The organism is Solibacillus sp., assembly GCF_040273735.1.
In the GTDB taxonomy this organism is placed as follows: Bacteria; Bacillota; Bacilli; order Bacillales_A; family Planococcaceae; genus Solibacillus.
The window spans coordinates 1-658 of record NZ_JBELZM010000045.1; the positions used below are offsets into that span (position 1 = coordinate 1).

Annotated in this window: 2 tRNA genes and 1 rRNA gene; all 3 read left to right on the forward strand. The window is 54.0% G+C overall.

What is annotated here, in order from left to right:
• Positions 1 to 115 precede the first annotated feature (115 nt).
• Positions 116 to 192 (forward strand) — tRNA-Ile (locus ABS917_RS18865).
• Positions 193 to 224: 32 nt separating this feature from the next.
• Positions 225 to 300, forward strand: a tRNA-Ala gene (locus tag ABS917_RS18870).
• Between the two features lie 157 nt (positions 301 to 457).
• Positions 458 to 658: ribosomal RNA gene (locus tag ABS917_RS18875) — 23S ribosomal RNA — on the forward strand; the annotation flags it as partial.

The window sequence follows — 658 nt, forward strand, 5'->3', positions numbered from 1 at the left end:
CTTCGGTCGGGCACATTCATCCTGGTTTGGTTATTCGGTCCTGAGGGCTCCCGCCTCAGGCAGTTGTTATGTTTTTAGTCCGGCATCGTGCAGAGCGGTGATGGAAGATAAAAACGGGCCTATAGCTCAGCTGGTTAGAGCGCACGCCTGATAAGCGTGAGGTCAGTGGTTCAAGTCCACTTAGGCCCACCAAAAATAATGACTGCGGACAAAAGAGGGAAACCGGGGGCGTAGCTCAGCTGGGAGAGCACCTGCCTTGCAAGCAGGGGGTCAGGAGTTCGATTCTCCTCGTCTCCACCAGATTTTGGACCTTGAAAACTGAACAGAAGAGACGAAAACAAAAGCGTTTTCCCGCGGAAGATGAGCCGCGGGGGAGCGACCTCTGAATCGAAGCGAGAGCTGAGAGCAGAGAAATTAACGAGTCAAAGGCATAAAGATGCCTTAGCAGAGCAAGAGAAATCAAGCTACTAAGGGCATACGGTGGATGCCTTGGCGCCATGAGCCGACGAAGGACGCGATAAGCTGCGAAAAGCCGCGGGGAACTGCAAATGAGTATCGATCCGCGGATGTCCGAATGGGGAAACCCGGCAGCCGTCATGGGCTGTCACCCTTTAAAGGGAGGGAACCCGGTGAACTGAAACATCTAAGTAGCCGGAGG